This window comes from Pedobacter aquae (assembly GCF_008195825.1).
Lineage (GTDB): Bacteria > Bacteroidota > Bacteroidia > Sphingobacteriales > Sphingobacteriaceae > Pseudopedobacter > Pseudopedobacter aquae.
Window position 1 is genome coordinate 1,465,716 of the sequence record NZ_CP043329.1, and the last position, 19,974, is coordinate 1,485,689.

The window sequence follows — 19,974 nt, forward strand, 5'->3', positions numbered from 1 at the left end:
GCTTAAGATTAGGTTATACACAAAAATAAAATTGTAGGGGCTTTATTATTTGTATCAAGTTCTCTATCTATTGTAGGATATTAGCCTTATAAGCCTCTAAAAATCCTTACTATTTTAACATCTTATTATAATTACTTGTAACACTTTGTCTAATTTATTCGTCTAAGCAGCAATCAATAATTATAAAATGAAAAAAAACTTACTTTTAACATTGGTACTTTTAGGAGTATTAACATCAAAAATTTCAGCACAAGAAGTAAACAACACGGTTAAGCTAAACCCTTTAAGCGCCCTTTTTAGAATAGGTTCTGTTTTTTACGAGCGTAAAATGAATGATAAAATATCTCTTCAATTGGGCGTTGCTTATACCGGCTTACGAATTGATGAAACCAAGTTCTCTGGCTTTTCTACTACACCAGAATTAAGGTACTACCCTAAAGCGAATGCATTAAATGGTCTTTATTTAGGACCTTTTTTACGTTACCAAAGCTACAGTGTTAAAGATGATTTTAATAAAGGTACATACTCTTCTTTTGGAGGTGGTGCTGTCATTGGTCGTCAGTGGGTTTACAAAAGTGGTTTCACTTTAGATTTATTCTTTGGCCCAAGCTACAATGCTGGTAAATTTAAATCAGAAGATGGTAGCGGCGAACCTGATATTAGCGGTGGTATAGATGGTTTTGGTTTAAGAACTGGTATTGCTATTGGTTTTAGTTTCTAATTAACCTAAACATAAAAAAATGGATGTTTTAGCTGGCTCAAATTCAGACTTAAACATCCATTTCCTTTTTACAAGAAATTCTACTTAATTTGATGATTAACAAAAAATCATCATGAAAACACAAATTAAGCTCTTTAGGCTTTTAGCATTACTCTTTTTTACACTACCAACATTTGCACAACAAACACAAATTAAAGTTGAAGCAGGTGATTATCCTAGAAAACAAAGCATCATTACTTTAGCGCTACCTATATCTTACAATCAAAAAAATTATCAATTAGAGAATCTCAGAACTGGTAAAAAGGCCATCATACAACAAAAAAAAGATAATCTATATACTTTTATATTGCCTGATGAATTGGCAGCAAAATCTACAGCTGTTTATAAAATTACTGAAGTTAAAAACTCAAAAACATCTAAAAACTTAGTTAAGCTATCTAAAAATGCAGAAAAAATTGAGGTTAAAATAGCAGATAAAAAACTTTTTGATTACCATATACAAACGGTTTATCCGCCTAAAGGCTTTCCTGATTATTATGCTAGAAGCGGTTTTATTCATCCACTATACAGCCCCAATGGAAGTGTTTTAACTGATGATTTCCCTAAAGGACATATGCACCAACATGGTATTATGATGGCTTTAACCAATACCACTTTTAAAGGCGAAAAGCATGATTTTTGGAATCAACACAGCAAATTGGCTAATGTAAAACATACGGAAGTTTTGGCTATTGAAGAAGGCCCGGTTTTTAGCAGTTTTAAAGTAAAACATCAACATTATAGCTTAAAATATGGAGCTGTTTTAGATGAAATTTGGACCGTTAGGGTATATTCTTTTCAAAATAAGTTCTTATTTGATATCGTATCTGAATTAGAAAATATAACTAAAGACACGCTATTTGTTAATAAATATCATTACGGCGGAATGGCTTTTAGGGCGTCTAAACACTGGAATATAGATGATAGTCTGCATTACCAAAACAAGTGGCAAATTAAAACCAATAATGGCGATGATGTTGCTACAGCTAATGCTAAAGCAGCTAAATATGTATCGGCTTCTGGGTTATTAAATGGCAAAACTGCTGGTTTAACCGTATTTGGTTTTCCGCAAAACTTAGCTTATCCGCAGCCCATTAGGCTACACCCAACAATGCCTTACTTTAGCTTCTCGCCCATGGTAAATGCCGCTTTTACTATAAAACCTCAAGAAGTTTTCACTTCACAATACAGGTATTTAAGTCATGATGATTTGCCTCAGGAAAAATATATAGAAAGCTTAAATGCAGATATTGAGTTTCCTCCTGTGGTGAAGTTTATTCCATAGAAAGGAAATTTTATTCTACGAGTATTTCTTGTCATACTGAGTAGAGTCGAAATATTTATTACCCTTCAACTACGTTCAGGGTGACACTTCGACTCTACTCAATACAACCCAAATATTTACTATTTTAACCCTGCTACATCGCCACAGAAATGTACCTGCATACCCATTGCTGTTAAAGCAGCGGCTTTAATACGGCATGCTTGATGTGCCGAAACTTCATCTGTTGTGTAAACCACCTGAATATGGTTTGCCTGATGTTTTGCCATCATTTGGTTACGGCTTACGCCTGATAAAGTAGCATGCATGATAGGCCATTGCGGTGTAGTTTCTTGCCAGCGTCTTTCTGTTTCTTCTTCTAGTAAGAGAACCGCTTTCCCAACGCCTAAATCGCAATGCAAAGCATTATCCATTACATAAACCCTACTCCAGACTAAATCTCCGGGTTTACTGATGCCTTTTAGGCTTCCTCCGCCCAATCTAAAATACATAGCCGGTTGTCTATCGCTAGAAGCGCCTTCGTAACCACCAATAAAATGCGCTGGTGGTGCTGCACCTGATATTAAAAATAACCATACAAAATCATCTATACCATTTCCGGTGTAATGTTGCCCCCAACGTAAATCATGTAAAGTATTTTCTCCGGGCATGCCTAGCTCTTTCCACAAATGGTAAGTTACCAAAGCGTCAATACCGGCACATTCATCAACTTCATTAAAATGAGGTAAAGCTTCGCCTGCGAAAAGTTCTTTTCCGCTTTCTGAGAAAACAGGTGGTCTATCTTGGTTATTTAATAAACCTTCTACCAAATCACTAGCAACTGTTAAATCTTTTAAACCTTGTTGATATTGTATACCAATGGTATCGCAACCAAATTCAGCCGCTATTCTTACAGCTGCGATGTACATTTTGCACTGCTCTAGGGTTTGTTCTTTGGTTAGCTCTGTTTCACCGTGAGTTCCCCAATTAAACTTCATCCCTTTATTAAGTAACCAGTTAAGTACAGCTTCTGCTTCTTGGTCTTTTACTTCCAACATTTTAGCATATAGGGCAGATTGACTTAAACGCTCTTTAAAAATCCCAGTTTTATGAAGCAAATCATCAGGAACAATGGCGTTAAACATCCCCATACAACCTTCATCAAAAACGCCCATAATAGCTTTATTATCTTTTAAACGCTCGCCAAACGCTTTACCAAAAGCTAAATCTTTCTCAGGAATTTGAACAGATTGGAAAGACCTTACATGACTTAAATCATGTGTAACTTTACCAGTATCAAACCATTCTTTTAAACCGTTTTTAAAAAAATCATCTTTAAAATCTTCGCTCCATAAACTGCTATATACCACGCCTGCTTTGGTTAAAGAACCATTTAGGTTTAACATACCTACTAAACCTGGCCATTGTCCGCTCCAATTGGCTAGCGTTAAAATAGGACCTTCATGCGTGGTTAAACCTGCTAAAACATGGTGCGTATATTGCCAAACACTTTCTGCAACAATTAAAGGAACATTTTTAGGAATTTTCTTAAACACCTCTATCCCCATTCTTTGCGAATCTATAAAACCATGCTGCTTTACTTCATCATAAGCATGTGCTCTTACCAGTTGCCAGCCTGCTGCATTAATGGCTTGCTCTAACTCTTTTTCCATGGCTGCCTGCGCTGCCCAGCAACTTTGGTTTGCTGATAAACGTAAATCGCCACTGCTTACCAAGTAAACTTGTTTCTCTGTATTCATTCTTCTTTATTTATTGAGATTTATGGATTATCAGGATAATATTTCTTAAACCAATACTGGTTTAATCTCTAATTCAGATACTAAGGCATCATAATCAACCGCTAACTGATAAATATTGGCCTTCACTTGCTCGTTAAAAACGCCTATATTTTGCCTTCTTGTAAAAGTAGAAATATCTAAACCTCTCTTTTGTAAGTAATATTTAGAAATGGTTGGATAAACATTATGCATCACATCCATTTGTTTAATGAAAAATGCTTGTACTTGCGCAACTTCTTGTTGTAAAGCTTCATTGTTATAATTCTTACAAAGCCAAACAATAAGCTCTGGAAAGAAATTACCCTGAATACAAGACAGACCTGCCGAACCTGCTTTTAAAGACGCTACTGCATGTGCCATATAAGCATCGTATAAACCAAAATCAGCACCTTGTGTTGCAGCTAGTTTGGCCTTAATTTGTGTAATGTCTAAACAAGTATCTTTATGGTAAGTTACCCTGCCTGTTTTTACCAAATCACCCAATTGTTGCGGACTAATGAGTCTTTTATAAGGAACAGGACATTCGTAAAAACCTAGTGGAATATCATCAGTTTGAGCTAATAAATCGGCTACGCGGTCATTAAAAACATTATCACTTTCTTGTTCACTGGCAATTAAGCCTGTAATTCCGATAACGGCATCTACACCTGTAGCATATATCTTTTTAACAAAATCAGCTTGTTTTTGAATTGGCCCTCCAAAAGTTCCGGTAGCTACCACTGGTACCGCACCCGCTGCAACATCTACAACATGTTTTACAATTGCTAATCGCTCTGCCTCAGAAAGTTCAAACATTTCACTTGATAAACAATTGGCAAATAAACCTGCCGAACCAGCTTCCACATATAACTCGGTAAGCTTGCTTAATCCATCAAAATCTATAGCTCCGTTATCTTTAAAAGGGGTAAGCATTACCGGGATAAAGCCTTTTTCTGATTTATTCATATTCTTTTTATGTTAAATGATTATTTAGATGTTTTTAGATTTTAATCGAGTGATAAAAGCTCCCGTTAGGTAAATGGTTAAAGTACCTACAACAATAGTCATGTTGGCGTGTAGCGGATTTTTCAGATAAGCATAATCAACCGGAATAAGGTTAGATAGTGATAACCAAATGATAACCAAAATACCTACAATAGTAGCTGCAAAAGCTTCCATATTGCCAGATTTTTTACTGATGATACCTAGTAAAAACAAGCCCAGCATCCCTCCTGCAAATATGCCAGACAACTGCCACCAGATATCTAAAATACTTTTTACCCCTATCATGGCTATGCCGCAAATCATCCCAAGCAAACCAAAAACCACAGTGGCTATATGTAGTAATTTCATATTTTGCTTTTCGCTGATATTTGCCTTGAAATATCTTTTATAAATATCTTCTGAGAATACGGTTGCCGATGCATTCATTCCAGAACTGATGGTACTCATAGCCGCCGATAATATGGCTGAGACAATTAAACCGATTAAGCCTGTTGGAATCATCGTAACCATAAAATGAGGCATAACTTTATCGCCATAATCTGCTGGTTGTAAACTGGCGGCTAGGTTTTTAATTTCTATTGAATTGGCATTTAAACCCAGCCTTTCTGCTGCTGCTTGTAGTTTTACTGCTTCTATAAGCTCTGGATTTACCTGATAGTAAGCATATAAACAAGTTCCTATAATGAAAAACATTAAAGATGCTGGTACATATATCCACACACATAACCATACAGATTTTGCAGCTTCTTTCTCTGAGGATGCAGTATGATACCTTTGTACATAATTTTGATCCATACCAAAATTGTTAAGGTTAATAAAAAAGCCATACAACAACACAACCCAAAACGTTGCTTGGGTAAAATCAAGAGATAAACTGCCTAAACTAAATTTATCATCCTGCTGGCCTATTGCTATAATCTTAGAAACTCCGCCCGGCATATCTACCACAATCAGATAAACTATCAATACAGCTCCTAAAGTTTTCAAAACACCTTGCACAACTTCTGTCCAGATAACAGCTTCAATACCGCCCATTACGGTGTAAATGATAATACAAATTCCGGTCACCAGCATGATGGTTTCCATGCTATAGCCCGTTAAGGCTTGCAGGGTTAAAGAAATCCCAAAGAAAATAGAGCCCATTCTGGCTAATTGGGTAAGTAAAAAACATACAACCGCATAAGTTCTCGCCCACGCACCAAAACGTTTTTCTAAATTGGTATAGGCAGAAACTTCGCCTGTACTGCGGTAAAACGGAACAAAATATTTAGAAGCCACCCAAGCTGCTAAGGGCATAGATATGCTAAATACAAAGGCATTCCAATTTCCTCCAAATGCTTTTCCCGGCACACCTAAAAAAGTATTACTACTTAAAAAAGTTGCATATATAGACAAGCCTATAGCCCAACCCGGTATTAATCCTGATGCTTTGGTAAATTGGTCTGAGCTATTATTCCTCCTCGAAAAATAAACACCTACCAAAACCATGGCTACCAGATATATGGCAATAATTGCTAAATCTAGCAAGGGAAGATTTTTTATCATTACTAATATTTATTCAGGTTTAGGCGTAAAAGAATTGATTATAATCTCTTTACAAGACAAAGCTATTTAGAATATACATGGAAGAACTAGCATATTTTCTCCAGCTTATGTAGGATATTATCATTTTAGAGGAAACTGAATCATCATCCTATCAGGATGGGTCAGGTTGACAAGTTTAGGAACAATAAGTAATCTAGTACTTTATTCGATTATAAACCTATTTTCTTATTATTATGGTTAAAAGCTCTACACAGAAGTTTTTTTATATTCTCGTATTGGTTTTCTTTAATCTCATGTTTGCTTATGGCCAAAGCACAAGCTTAGCTAAGCAAGTTGAAAGGTTAGACCGTGGCTTGGTAGCTATTAGAGCAACTACAACTAGAGTTTTTGTGAGCTGGAGATTATTTGCTACAGACCCTGATGATATTGCTTTTAACGTGTATCGTTCTGGGGTTAAACTTAATAACACCCCCATTACAAATGCTACCAATTTTGAAGATAATACGCCATTAAATGGTACTTATACCGTAAGACATGTTATTAATGGAACAGAGTTTACAGATTCTAAGGCTGCTAGTATTTGGCAGCAAACTTTTTAAGAATAGCCTTAATACCCCCAGCAGCTGGTGTTACACCTTCAGGCGAAAATTTCACTTATACTGCTAATGATTGTAGTGTGGGTGATGTAGATGGTGATGGCGAATATGAAATTTTCTTGAAATGGGACCCCTCAAATGCTAAAGATAATTCGCAATCTGGTTATACAGGTAACGTATTTATTGATGCTTATAAGCTAAACGGAACCAGACTTTGGCGTATAGATTTAGGTAGAAACATAAGAGCCGGAGCGCATTATACCCAATTTATAGTTTATGATTTAGATGGCGATGGAAAGTCAGAAATGGCTTGTAAAACTGCTGATGGAACTATAGATGGTGTTGGAACAGTTATAGGAAGTGCTACCGCAGACTACAGAAATTCTAGCGGTTATATTCTATCAGGTCCTGAGTTTTTAACCGTTTTTAACGGAGAAACAGGTAGAGCCATGGCCACTACCAATTATTTACCTGCCAGGGGTACGGTTTCTTCATGGGGAGATAGTTATGGTAACCGTGTAGATAGATTTATTGCTGCCGTAGCCTATTTAGATGGGAACAGACCTAGTTTAATTATGGGACGTGGTTATTACACCAGATTGGTTAGAGTAGCTTGGGATTGGAGAAATAACCAACTTACACAACGTTGGATTTTTGATAGTAATGCATCAGGAAACGCTACCTATGCCGGACAAGGAAACCACCAGATGACCATTGGCGATGCTGATAATGATGGAAAAGACGAAATTTTTAATGGATCTAGTGCAATTAACGATAACGGAACCGGACTATGGTCTACCAGACGTGGACATGGTGACGCCTTACACATGAGCGATATGGATCCTGATATTGCTGGGCAAGAGATGTGGATGTGTTATGAAAGCCCTACAGAGCATAGAGGTTTAGGTTTAACTTTAAAAAGAGCAAGTACTGGAGAAGTGCTTTGGGGTGTTGCTGCAACTGGTGATGTTGGTAGGGCTTTAGCTGCTGATATAGACCCTAATTTCCCAGGTTATGAAATGTGGGGCGCAGCTGGTGGTGCAGTATATAGCAATAAAGGAGCGGTTATCAGCAATAGCGTACCATCAATGAATTTTGCTGTCTGGTGGGATGGCGATTTAAGTAGAGAATTATTAAACGGAACAGCATTAGATAAATGGAATAGTGTAACAAAAAGAAGCGACCGCTTAATGTCTATTAACAATTTTGGAGCAGCTGTATCTAATAACGGCACTAAAGCTACACCAGGTCTAAGTGCTGATATACTTGGCGATTGGCGTGAAGAAATGATTTTCCGTAGTTCAGACAATAGAAGTTTGCTTATTTTTAGCACCACCATACCTACTACTGAGCGCATTTTCACTCTTATGCATGATACCCAATACCGTACTGCTATAGCTTGGCAAAACTCTTCTTATAACCAACCCCCGCACCCTAGTTTCTTTTTAGGAACAGGAATGACAAAACCAGCCAGACCAAATGTAGTTTATCCTGGACCTATACCAACATTTTTTAGAGAAGTTAAAGAAGAAAGTTATAACTTACCCTTATACCCTAACCCTGTTTATAATGAGTTAAATATCAACTTAAAAACATCTGAAAAAATGCTAAAACTTACTTTTTCAGATAGTAATGGAAGGGTAATTTTACAACAAGAAGGTAGTCTTGAGAACTTAAACAGTTTATTAAACAGTAAGTTAAATCAAATAAGTCCAGGAATTTATACCCTTAGCTTGTTAGATGGTAATAAATATTACAGTACAAAAATTATAAAAAATTAAAATTTAACAACATCAATACTTATAAAAAAAACATCCTTTTAATATTATTATTTACAACCTTTTACTTCTTGTGCCAGGCACAAGAAGTAAAAAGGAATGTACTTTTTTTTGAAAAAATATACCTGCATACAGACAGAGAAGTATACGCCCCGGGAGAGAACATTTGGTTTAGTGCTTATTTGGTAAATGCGCAAAATAATGCTTTAGTTTCTACCAGTAATACTTTATATGTTACGCTAAAATCTAAAAACCATAACGACCAAGACAGTTTGATTTTAAAAAGAATCATCAGGATGGACAATGGCAGGGGTTTTGGCGATTTTAACCTTGCAGACTCTATCCCTGCGGGGCTTTATAAACTTTCTGCCTGGACAAACTGGATGCGAAACTTTGGTAACGAGTTTGTTTTTGAAAAAGATATTCAAGTTTTAGATAATGGCAAAATTATAGCTAAGGCCGATAAAAATTCTGCTAATGCAAAAGGTGTTATTCCGCAATACACAACAACAAAAGAAAGCATTTACTTTTTCCCAGAAGGAGGCTCTTTAATTGATAGCGTAATGGGTTTAGTAGCCTTTAAAGCTGTTGATGATTTAGCTAAACCTATAGATTTTGAGGGTACTGTTTACGATAGTAAAGGAGAATCTGTAACAGAAATATCAAGTAAGGCTGGTTTAGGTATTTTTATGCTACAGCCTTTATTAAGTGAAAACTATATAGCCAAAGGAACTTTTAGTAATGGTAAAACATTTACCTATTCTTTACCAAAAGCATTATCTACTGGCATTGGTTTACATGTGATAGAAAAAGATAGCTTATTTAATTTTATGATAAGCACCAATACAAAATCTCAAAACATTGGAAAATATGGCTTAATACTAATCAAAAGTAAAGGGAAAGTAATTCTCAAGAAAGAGTTTCAATTCCAAAATATCCAAACCTTAATAAGAATTGCTAAAAAGGATTTACCCAACGGCATCACAACGGTAACTATTTATGACCAAAGTGGTAAGCCTCAAAGTGAAAGATTAATTTACATAGAAAATCATCAGCAACTAAAAGTAAATATCAATACAGATAAGGCTTTTTATCGTCCTAAAGAGCAAATTCAAATAACTCTAAAGGTAACGGATGTTAAAAATGCGCCTGTTAAAGGCTTTCTATCTTTTGCTGCGGTAGATTCTACTCTTACAGATTTAAACCGCATGAATATTGCTTCTTACTTGCAATTAAGCTCAGAAATAAAAGGTACGATAGAAAATCCTCAGCAATATTTTAACAAACAAAATCCAAACAGATTCAAACAACTAGATTTACTCTTGCTTACTCAAGGTTGGAGAGAATATTTGTGGCGAAGACTAGCCGATACTGCACTTAAAATATCCCATATCCCTGAAAAAGGCATTACCCTATCGGGAAGTGTAAAACACAATTTTTCTGAAAAGCCTATTGCTAACGCTAATGTAAGCCTATTTGCTAATGGCGCTACTGGCGATAAACTTTTTGCTACCCAAACCGACTCTTTAGGTAAATATTATATAGATGGCTTGAAATTTTATGGTGAACAATCGTTAAGACTAAACTCGGTAAGTGGTAAGGGGAAAAATGTAGGTTGGATAATTTTAGATTCTTTATTTAAAACCAAACCTTACCAAGTTGAAGCAAAAACGGTAGAACAAATAGTTGCTAATAATAAAGCTTCAGAAATTCTTAGAAGAAGTATACAAGCTAAAAAGCTATCGCTTTCTGATACTATTTTGTTAAACGAAATTAAGGTTACTGATGATAAAAATGTAAGACTTTTTGATAGAGTAGCCAGCACATTTGGTTATAAACCAGAGGATTTTACGGTAACACCTAAAGATTACGATTACACTAATCTGATGCATTATATCTTACATAAATCTTCTCAGGCGAGAGAGTTTACCAATCCAGAAGATGGCATCTCTCGACTAGTTTTCCCTTATATGGGCAAAAATTTTCAGCCTAGATTTGTGATTAATAATAAAGAACTACCTTTTACTGATAACGACCCACAATATATGCGAGATGATTATTATAACACCTACTTAACCCTTCCTATGAACAAGGTAGAGCGTGTTGTTATCAAACATTTATTAAGCTCGGATCAATTAATTCAAAGTGAAGAAACAGGTATGTCGCAATCTATAGCTGCCGATGATATTTTCATGATTTATCTTTACCTAAAACCTAATGCACTTGTTAAAACAAAACCAAATGCTATTTTAGAAGAATTAGATGGTTATTACCAAGCAAAAACTTTTTATCAGCCTAAGCTAAGTGCAGATAACCCATCACCAGATGAGCGTACCACCATTTTCTGGAATCCAAACATCATTATTAATGAAAACGGAGAAGCTAAGATAAACTTTAGAAATTCATCATCTAAAACAAAAATAAGGTTAAGTATAGAAGGCGTTAGTGAAGAAGGTGGCTTAATCAATCATCATCAAACGTATGATATAAAATAAACTATTCTACTTCTGGCCAGCTATTTATCCATTTTAGTTTTTCTATTCTAAGTTTCGATATGCCTTTATCTTGAGCATCATAACCATGAAAAACTAAATAATCGGTGTTGCTTTTTTCATCGTAGAAAACAGCATTATGCCCTACTCCATTCCAGTTTTCGTTACCAGCAAGTAATAAAGTGCCACCACCATTTGCTAAGGCAATATTATTTTTATCTAAATAAGGACCTTTTACGTTTTTAGAGCGGCCAACAATCATCTTATAAGTACTTTTTGGACCTTTACAGCAGTAATCTGTAGAAGCAAAAAGATAATACCAACCATCTTTTTTATAAATAAATGGCGCTTCTATTGCGTTTCCTCCGGCATCTTTAGGGTTGTCATCTACCGCAGGAGGATTATCTTTACCCGGCTTTTTAACTCTCGTAGCTATGGTTGCTAGCTTATTTACATCTTCATCAAGCGTAAAGCGGTCTTTCTTTAGTTTCACCAATTTTAATCCCTCCCAAAAAGAACCAAAAGACAAATAGGCTCTTCCCCTATCATCAGTTATTAAATTTGGATCTATAGCATTCCAATTGGTTTTGCCAGGGTATGATTGAATAACTTTACCCATATCAACCCATTTATAATTTGGATCTTGCGGATGCAGCGTGGTATTAACAGCTAAACCTATGCAAGAGGTATTTTTACCAAATGCCGATATAGAGTAATATAAATAATATTTTCCTTGGTGATAAGAAATATCAGGTGCCCAGATATGATTTTTGAATCCTGGCACTGCTTTAACAGCCCACTCAGGAGCTTCATTAAATATTGCTTCTTCTTTCTTCCAATTTTTTAAATCTTTTGATGACCAATTGCCTATGCCCCTGCCCGTACAAAAAAGATAATATACGCTATCTTGTTTGATTAATACAGGGTCATGCACAGGAATATTTTGTTTAAGTTCTTGTGCCATTACACAAGAACTTAAACAAATAAAAGCTAGTTTGAAGAAGATATTTTTCATGATTAATTAAGCTTAACGCGGATAACACTTAAAGAATTTGGTGCTAACTGATGGACAATTTGCTTTTTCTTTACTGCCAATGTGCTTTCTTTAGGAAAAACTTGTTTAGGTTTATCGATAGAATTTACATCGTCTAAACTGTTTGAAGTAAGACTAGTAAGTTTGGCCTGTGTTTGTATACCTTTAGCATTATCGATATCAAAAGTTACTTTTTGCTCTTTATCTGAAGCGTTTACTACTTTAATAATCAACTCATTACTTTGCTTATCAATAACTGTAGAAGCATAAATTCCATTCTCACCAACTGCTGCTTTGGCGTTTTTACTAGTTAAACCTACAACGTGTGTACCTCTGTTGGTAGAATACAATTTTTGCACAAAATAATTAGGTGTACCATAAGCTTGTAGGTTATCAACCCAAATTAAATCTGGTGTCCACTGCCAACCCTCTATATGTGCAAAAAGAGGTGCATAAGAAGCCATAATTACCACATCAGCGTTACGCTCTAAACCTGTTAAAAATGCAGCTTCAGAAATAGCACCTTTTAAGTTATTTCTATTGTTTACGCTTACAACTTTATCTGTTTGTGCAGCATATTCACCAGCAAAAATCTTAGATGCATTTCTTGGATAATTATCATATCTGGCAGCATTTTGTAAAAACCACTCGGGTTTACGGTAATAATGCTCGTCAATAATATCGGCATTCATTTTTCTTAACTCGGTGTTTAGATAGTCAAAACGCTCTCCGTCTGGGTCTGTACCTCCACTGTTTACCAATTTTATTTCAGGATATTTAGTCTTGATAGCTTTGGTAAACAATTTCAATCTTTCTATATACTGCGGCCCCCAGTTTTCATTACCTACGCCAAGAACTTTTAAGTTAAAAGGTTTTGGATGCCCCATTTGTGCCCTAACCTTACCCCATGCTGTATTTACATCGCCATTGGCGAATTCTATTAAATCTAAAGCATCTTGTATGTAAGGTTCTAATTGGTCTAAAGGCACAACCTCTGCTGTATTAAACTGACAAGCCATGCCACAATTTAAAATTGGTAAGGCTTGTGCGCCAATATCTTCTGCTAATTGAAAATACTCATAAAAACCTAAGCCAAATGTTTGGTAATAATCTGGTGTTAAACGATGAGCAAATTCGGTATTCCAACGGTTAACTATTAATTCTCTTCCCTCTACCGGACCAATAGTTTTTTTCCATTGGTAACGGGTAGATAAATCATGCCCTTCAACAATACAACCACCAGGGAAACGTACAAAACCAGGTTTTAAGTCGGCCAGAAGCTGCACCATATCGGCTCTTAAACCACCTTTTCTTCCCTTCCAAGTGTCTGATGGGAATAAAGAAATCATATCTACATCTATAGTACCTTCACCGCTAAAAGTAACTCTAAATTTGCCTTTATTAGCAGTTGCAGTAGCGTTAAAACTTACTTCTTGTTTGTGCCAAGTATCACCAACTGAAGTTGGTATAATTTCTCCTTTACCGATAACCTCATTTTTCTCGTTCAATAACTCTAGCTGTAGCTTAATACCAGGTTTAGCTTGGCGATAGAGGAAGGAAAAATCATACCTCAAACCAGCTTTAATCCCCATACCTCTAAAACCTTCATTCACCATGCTTTTAGGTTCTTTATTTACCAGAACTCTTAAAAAACGAGGATTAGAAGAGTTTGCTTCACCTCTGTTGAGCACCAGCATTTCTCCTTCAACTTTTTTGCCTTCTAATGTCCATCCCATTAAAGGCTTATAAAACTCGAAAGAGCGATTTTTTATTAATTCTGCATAAATACCACCGTCTGCTCCCATGTTAATATCCTCAAAAAAAACACCCCACATGGTAGGTTGTATTTCTGTTTTGATTTGGTTTGGCTGCACTTTAAACACCGTTTGAGCCATAGTGGATAGACTTGTTAAGGTAACTGCAAAAATTAATGGTATAGATTGTTTAATTTTCATGATGTATAATTTTGTGGTTTCTTTATTTAACTGGTTTAATGCCTTCTGTGGTCATGATTACTCTTTTGATAGACCCATCTTTATTATAATATAAATTATCTATACAAACCGAACGGTGAAAGCTACCTGCATCGGCTGCTAAAGCCCCATTATGGTAAATAAAATAGTCTTTTCCTTTAAAATTGATGATAGCTTGATGATTGGTATTACTGTTTCCGGCAATTTCATTTATGATGCCTTTAAACTCCCAAGGCCCATGGATGCTTCTACTCATGGCGTAAGCGATTTTCTCTGGAAACTCGTATGCATAAGACAGGTAATACCAACCTTTTCTTTTATGTATCCATGGGGCTTCAGTAAAGTTAGGCACATCAATGGTTTTAATAGGACCATCCAATTCTATCATATTATCTTTTAATTTCACATACCTACATTTGGTATTACCCCAAAAAAGATAAGCTCGCCCATCATCATCAATGATAACAGAAGGGTCTATATCATCCCAACTTATTTTAACATCAGTTGTCATATCGTTGGTAATTAAAGCTTTCCCTAAAGCATCTTTAAATGGCCCTGTTGGGCTATCAGAAACGGCAACGCCTATAGCTTTACCATGTATAGTAGCATGAGAAATAGAAACAAACCAATAAAATTTACCATTTTTTTCTATCACTTGTGAGGCCCAAGCATCGTCTTTTGCCCAAGAAAAATCGGTAGTTTTTAAAGGTACTTTATGCTCTTTCCAGTTTACCATATCGCTAGAAGAATAGCAAAGCCACTCATGCATTACATAACGGTTTTCGCCTTTAGCAGCCACATCATGCCCAGTGTATAAATACACCTTATCCTGATAAACTAAAGCTGCGGGGTCTGCCGTAAACTTATCTTTAATGATGGGATTACCAACCTTTACTAAGCTATCTTTAAGCTCTTGTTTATCAAAGCAAAAAGCATTGTTATTTAAAGCTAAAATAGCTACACCAATAACTATAGATTTTTTAAAATGAGTTATCATCATTTAATTATTTTAGGGCCAAAACCACAACACTATGAGCAGGTAAAACCACCTGAATTTGATTGCCTTTTAACTGAGCATCTTTAAAAACAGCGGGCTTAATTAAATCTGGATTTTGAAAACTATTAAAATCATTCAATTTTGCCGAGTTTACAATTCTTCCTGAAATGGTTTTATAGGCTTGATCTTGAATATTGATTTTTAATTCATGCGTTTTTTTAGCATCTATATTTACCAAAGTAATATGCGTAACCCCATTTTTATCTATTGATGCAGACGCTGATAAAGCTGGCAGTTTTTCATCGCCTAAAGCATATTCTTGGGTATTTATGCTTAAAGGGATTAAAGTTGCATCTTGATGAACCTTATACATTTCTAAAACGTGATAAGTGGGTGTTAAAATCATCTTCTCTTTTTCTGTTAAAATAACTGCTTGCAATACGTTAACGGTTTGTGCTAAATTAGCCATACGTACTCTTTCTGCATGATTATTAAAGACGTTAAGGGTAACACCAGCTATCATGGCATCACGAATGGTATTTTGTTGATATAAAAAGCCTGGATTAGTGCCTGGCTCTACCTCGTACCAACCACCCCACTCGTCTACAACCAAGGCAATTTTCTTATCAGGATCATATTTATCCATAATTGCAGAATGCTTAATTACCAGCTCTTCCATGTGTAAAGCGCTTTTCATGGTTGCAAAATATTGTTGCTCAGAAAACTGTGTAGCAGAACCCTTTTTACTCCAAGTTACATTGGCGTAATGGTGTAATGCGATACCTTCAATTAAGTTTCTTGGGATGTTTTTCATCAATGTTTCAGTCCAATTGTAATCTCCGCCATTAGCGCCAGAAGCAATCCTAAATACTTTAGAAGAATTTTCCCAATCTGTCATGAAAGTTGCATACTTACGGTATTCATTAGCATAATAATCTGGCTTCATGTTACCTCCACAACCCCAAGCTTCGTTACCAACACCCCAAAATTTTACTTTCCAAGCGGTATCTCTGCCATTTGCTCTTCTTAATTTAGACATGGGGCTATCGCCGTTAAAATTCACATACTGTACCCAGTCTGAAAGCTCTTGTACGGTTCCGGTAGCTAAATTACCTGCTAAATAAGGCTCTGTATTTAATAGCTCGCACATGTTTAAAAAATCATGCGTACCAAAGCTGTTATTTTCTGTTACACCGCCCCACCAAGTATTTACGATAGATGGACGGTCTTTTTTAGGGCCAATTCCATCTTTCCAATGGTAGGTATCTGCAAAACAACCTCCTGGCCATCTTAAATTTGGGATATTTAGATTTTTAAGAGCAGCTATAATATCATTTCTGACCCCGTTGGTGTTGGGGATAACTTTATTTTCTTCACCAATGTAAAAACCATCATAAATACATCTACCTAAATGTTCGGCAAAATGACCATAAATGTGTTTACTGATTTTGGTTTTAGATTCTTTAGGCTTCAGTGTAATTTCATTAGCCTGTTGTTGTGCTATCGCAGAAAAAGCGAAGGCTGTAGTTAAAACAAAAAGTAATCTCAATGATTTGAGTTTCATGAGTAAAGGGTTTATAATTAGAACTTAGTTTATATGAGCTTACAAAAAAATACGTAAGACCTTATACAAATATAAGTGTCTTACGTACACGTAATTTACAAAAAAATTATTTCTTTTTCATCCAAATGGAAGTGCCACCTCCATTTAAACCTGTCATTACGATGGTTGATGTTTTTCTCTTCTCCCAGTCTCTCTCTCTGGATACGTGTAGTTTATCAATAAATAAACCACCTGCCCATCTTAACTCTAACCAAGGAGCAGTATAAGTCCATGTGTTATTAGGGTCTCCGTTGATTCGGCCATCCGCACCTAAAGTAGTTTGAAAAGCATTGTTGTATTGAGGGTCTAATTGTTCATTTGCATAACCAGGTACTACACTATAGCCTTGTACAATTTGCTCGTAATCTCCGGCAATTTCTTCGGCTGTAACAGGTGTATTAGGCACATTAGCGTATCGTTGTGGAGAAACAATTGGCCAACCGTCTTGAGTCCAGAATATTTTACGAACATGTAAAACCATAAAGGCTAAATCAACCCCTGGTCTACCTTGATGTGCCATAAAATAATTATCGCCATCTTTAAAAACAGAACAATGAGATACACCAGCCCAACCACCATGATCCATAAATTTATATGGAGCTAAAATCATTGGTCCATTATCTGCTGCGTTATCTACGTTAACACCATTCCAATCTAAAAAAGGTCCGGTTGGACTGTTTGAGCGAAATACCCTAACATTGTATTTAGTAGCCAACCAATCATAAGCAACAAACAGGTAATACATATTAGTTTGAGGGTTAAAGATGATCTCTGGCGCTTCTAAATTACCATTAAAAATATTATTGGTTCTGCCTCTTCTTACAATTCTAACACCTTTATCATTAGAAGCTAAAGCCAGGCCTGTTTGAGGGTTTAATTGTACCTCGTATAACCCATCCCAAGCAGAACCGTAAACCATCCAGTGTTGGCCACTTGATGTAACTACTACAGATGGATCTATAGCATTTGTACCTGGACCAGAATTGGTTGAGGTAACAGCCAAACCTCTTTCTACCCAGGGACCTTCTAATGATGATGAGGTAAGTAAACCAATAGCACTTGTTCTGCCCTCTCTAGGGGCTAAAGAATAATACAATCTAAACTCCGAACCTACTTTCATGATGTAAGGAGCCCAAATACCATCTACTGGCTCTGCACCATTTGCTTTTATATAACTTACAGCTTGAGATGGTAGGCCATTAATAGCCCAACCTATATACTTCCAATCTACAAGATCTCTAGATTTACGTACCATGATACCCGGTTTTACAGGTGCTCCATAGGCAACATCAGTACTAAAACTATAAAACCACTCTCCTTCTTTAATAATGGAAGGGTCATGTGCATTGTAAGGCCCCCATTGACGATAAAATGAAGGTGAAGCTATATTACCATAAGTATCAAGTATATTATTGATGTTAAAAGGTTTTTCTGCGAAAATACCTGGATCAACCTCTGTTAGAGGTTCTACATCTTTTTTGCAACTTCCCAACATCAATACTATTGATGTTGAAAGCATTATATTTTTTATAGTTTGGTTTATCATTTATTTATCTATTAAGATTTCGCTATCGATTAATTTGCAGGATTACGTGAAAGATTCTTGTTTGCTGCCAATTCTGATTCTGGAATAGGTAAATACTCGTTACCCGGAGTCCAAGTATTGAAATCAGTATCATGCGCCTTTAACATTTCTAGTTTAGTTGGGTTATACAACCATCCCCATCTAATGATATCATTGATTCTTTGACCCTCGATAGAAAACTCTAAAGCTCTTTCATGGAAAATTTGCTCACGCATTTGATCTCTGTTCATTCCTGGTTTAACGGTAGCAAGGTTTGGTAATCTTGCTCTATCACGTACCGTTTGGATTAAAGGATAAGCCTCGGCAGTTCTGTTTAGCTCGTTTAAAGCTTCAGCGTACATTAATAGAACATCTGCATAACGTATAATTCTATAATTTATACCACCACCTTCAAAAGTTTCAAAAGGCACACCTAAACCATCGTAAGTGTATTTTCTAGGATAAATTCTGTCTAGTGGATGTGGCCAATTTACACCATAAGCCATGGTAGAATTATCTGCTGGCTCATAAGATGCTATGGTAGCAAGTAAACGTGGGTCGCTTTTATTGTCTACTGTTTTTTCTAATTTAAACTCATCGTAAATCCAACGGGTTGGTAAATAATCAGAGAAGCCTTTGCCATCCATACCGTAAGTGATAGAAACCGCAGAAAACTGACGCCAGTTCGCATTAGGCTCGCCTGTCCAGTTTGGGACAGAACCACCGCTTGCGCTAAATTGCACTTCAAATAAAGACTCTGCATTATTCTCACCAACATCTCTAAAATTATCGCGGTAATTTGGCATTAAACTATAAGCTCCCTGTAAAGGTGCTACAAAGAATTTAGCAAATTCATTAGCTGCTTTTTGCCAATCTTTTCTATATAAATAAGATTTACCCAACATACCTGTTGCTGCCCCTTTAGTGGCTCTACCTTTTTGTCCTCTATCTGGTCCATCAACCGTATCATAAGAAACGGGTAACATATTTGCGGCTGTACCAAAATCGCTAAAAATTTGGTTCCAAATGGCGTCTTCCGTTGCTGTAGACGGGAAATAATCATTTTGATCTTTTGGGGGCGTGATAATTAGTGGTACCTCTTTAAAGGTAGTTGCTAAATTATAATAAGCTAGACCTCTTAAGAAATATGCTTGACCCATAATTCTTGATTTAGAAATATCATCAACAACAGAAGCATCCATAGCGCCAACATTAGCAATAACTTGGTTAGCTCTATAAACAATCATATAAAGATCTCTCCATATCCACTGTACTGGTGCAGAATTATTGGGAATGATAAATTTACCTGCTTGCTCTAAATCTGGCCAAGGGCTGTCGCCTCTAAAATCATCTCCTCTACTATCTGTTAGACCAGGAAAAGAACGCTGGTAAGTACCATCAGTAATTAAAGCATTATAAACTCCGGTGATGGCAGCAAATGCGTGGTCTTTAGTTTTCCAATAACTTGCCGCAGTTGGACCATTAGGGTTGACTAAATCTAATTTTTTATCGCAGGCTGTTAGGAAAGCCAAAACTATTATACAGTATTTAAAATTTTTCATCTTTCTTGCTTTTAATATTCATTCAAT

The 19,974-nt window shown here is 36.0% G+C and carries 14 protein-coding genes; 5 read left to right on the top strand and 9 right to left on the bottom strand.

Going from position 1 to position 19,974, the window contains the following annotated elements; genetic code table 11:
- Window positions 1-187: 187 nt before the first annotated feature.
- The gene (locus FYC62_RS06500; protein ID WP_149074370.1) at window positions 188-721 is read left to right on the top strand and encodes a DUF3575 domain-containing protein; all 534 of its coding nucleotides are present in this window, start codon (window positions 188-190) and stop codon (window positions 719-721) included.
- Between the two features lie 112 nt (window positions 722-833).
- Complete coding sequence (locus FYC62_RS06505) at window positions 834-2,045, top strand: DUF6807 domain-containing protein (RefSeq protein ID WP_149074371.1); 1,212 nt, start codon at window positions 834-836, stop codon at window positions 2,043-2,045.
- Window positions 2,046-2,164: 119 nt separating this feature from the next.
- On the opposite strand, the gene FYC62_RS06510 is transcribed toward FYC62_RS06505, so the two are convergent.
- From FYC62_RS06510 to FYC62_RS06520, 3 genes are read right to left on the bottom strand one after another with little or no spacing between them, the layout of a single operon-like run.
- Window positions 2,165-3,781: a fucose isomerase gene (locus FYC62_RS06510; protein ID WP_149074372.1), complete on the bottom strand. Its 1,617-nt coding sequence runs from the start codon at window positions 3,779-3,781 to the stop codon at window positions 2,165-2,167.
- Between the two features lie 45 nt (window positions 3,782-3,826).
- A complete protein-coding gene (locus FYC62_RS06515) occupies window positions 3,827-4,765 on the bottom strand; it encodes a dihydrodipicolinate synthase family protein (RefSeq protein WP_149074373.1) in 939 nt (312 codons plus the stop codon).
- Window positions 4,766-4,789: 24 nt separating this feature from the next.
- A complete protein-coding gene (locus FYC62_RS06520; RefSeq protein ID WP_240534835.1) occupies window positions 4,790-6,349 on the bottom strand; it encodes a sodium:solute symporter in 1,560 nt (519 codons plus the stop codon).
- Window positions 6,350-6,642: 293 nt separating this feature from the next.
- Between FYC62_RS06520 and FYC62_RS17285 the strand changes: the two genes are divergently transcribed.
- The 3 genes from FYC62_RS17285 (at window position 6,643) to FYC62_RS06535 (ending at window position 11,218) form a co-directional block, all read left to right on the top strand.
- The gene (locus FYC62_RS17285) at window positions 6,643-6,948 is read left to right on the top strand and encodes a rhamnogalacturonan endolyase family protein (RefSeq protein WP_149074374.1); all 306 of its coding nucleotides are present in this window, start codon (window positions 6,643-6,645) and stop codon (window positions 6,946-6,948) included.
- Complete coding sequence (locus FYC62_RS06530) at window positions 6,930-8,726, top strand: rhamnogalacturonan lyase family protein (RefSeq protein WP_149074375.1); 1,797 nt, start codon at window positions 6,930-6,932, stop codon at window positions 8,724-8,726. Before FYC62_RS17285 ends, FYC62_RS06530 begins: the two co-directional genes overlap by 19 nt.
- 68 nt (window positions 8,727-8,794) lie before the next feature.
- Window positions 8,795-11,218, top strand: coding sequence for a hypothetical protein (locus FYC62_RS06535; protein WP_149074376.1), 2,424 nt, complete (start codon window positions 8,795-8,797; stop codon window positions 11,216-11,218).
- 1 nt (window position 11,219) lies between these two features.
- Here FYC62_RS06535 and FYC62_RS06540 read toward each other — a convergent pair whose 3' ends face one another.
- The 6 genes from FYC62_RS06540 to FYC62_RS06565 all read right to left on the bottom strand — a co-directional run bounded on the left by FYC62_RS06540 (window position 11,220) and on the right by FYC62_RS06565 (window position 19,947).
- Window positions 11,220-12,230: a family 43 glycosylhydrolase gene (locus FYC62_RS06540; protein WP_149074377.1), complete on the bottom strand. Its 1,011-nt coding sequence runs from the start codon at window positions 12,228-12,230 to the stop codon at window positions 11,220-11,222.
- A gap of 2 nt (window positions 12,231-12,232) precedes the next feature.
- Window positions 12,233-14,203 carry an alpha-L-arabinofuranosidase C-terminal domain-containing protein gene (locus tag FYC62_RS06545; RefSeq protein WP_149074378.1) on the bottom strand — a complete coding sequence of 657 codons (1,971 nt, stop codon included), beginning with the start codon at window positions 14,201-14,203 and terminating at the stop codon, window positions 12,233-12,235.
- Between the two features lie 22 nt (window positions 14,204-14,225).
- Window positions 14,226-15,221 (bottom strand): glycoside hydrolase family 43 protein, encoded by a 996-nt coding sequence (locus FYC62_RS06550; RefSeq protein ID WP_240534836.1) that lies wholly within the window; start codon window positions 15,219-15,221, stop codon window positions 14,226-14,228.
- Window positions 15,222-15,225: 4 nt separating this feature from the next.
- Window positions 15,226-16,782, bottom strand: a complete 1,557-nt coding sequence (locus FYC62_RS06555; protein WP_149074379.1) for an alpha-N-arabinofuranosidase — start codon at window positions 16,780-16,782, stop codon at window positions 15,226-15,228.
- 106 nt (window positions 16,783-16,888) lie between these two features.
- Window positions 16,889-18,340 carry an arabinan endo-1,5-alpha-L-arabinosidase gene (locus tag FYC62_RS06560; protein WP_205943809.1) on the bottom strand — a complete coding sequence of 484 codons (1,452 nt, stop codon included), beginning with the start codon at window positions 18,338-18,340 and terminating at the stop codon, window positions 16,889-16,891.
- A 56-nt stretch (window positions 18,341-18,396) separates the two neighbouring features.
- Window positions 18,397-19,947 carry a RagB/SusD family nutrient uptake outer membrane protein gene (locus tag FYC62_RS06565; RefSeq protein ID WP_149074381.1) on the bottom strand — a complete coding sequence of 517 codons (1,551 nt, stop codon included), beginning with the start codon at window positions 19,945-19,947 and terminating at the stop codon, window positions 18,397-18,399.
- Window positions 19,948-19,974 lie beyond the last annotated feature (27 nt).